A 257-nucleotide genomic window follows, 5' to 3' on the forward strand; every position below is an offset into this window, starting at 1 on the left:
CCTGTGGCGTCGTCGCCGCCAAAGTTGTTGAAGGGCAGCACTGCGACCGACGGCTTGGCACCCAGAGCAGCTGAATGAAAGAACCACCATGTCCCGCCGCCGCCCAGCAGAGCAAATAGTACGATGGCCGCCGCCGTCCCAACCCAGCTCGGCATCGCCATACGCAAGGTCCAGCGCGGCCGCTTGCCGTCCAGCCTCAGCCGGTACATCCGAACCGGGCGGCTGATATTCTTTACTTGTTGCTCGCCAGCGAAATC

The 257-nt window shown here is 63.0% G+C and carries 1 pseudogene; it reads right to left on the minus strand.

From position 1 onward, the window contains the following. Positions 1–257 (minus strand): annotated as a pseudogene (locus EOD29_RS36345) (adenylate/guanylate cyclase domain-containing protein); the annotation flags it as partial.

The sequence above is a fragment of the Mesorhizobium sp. M1A.T.Ca.IN.004.03.1.1 genome (assembly GCF_003997555.1).
GTDB lineage: Bacteria > Pseudomonadota > Alphaproteobacteria > Rhizobiales > Rhizobiaceae > Mesorhizobium.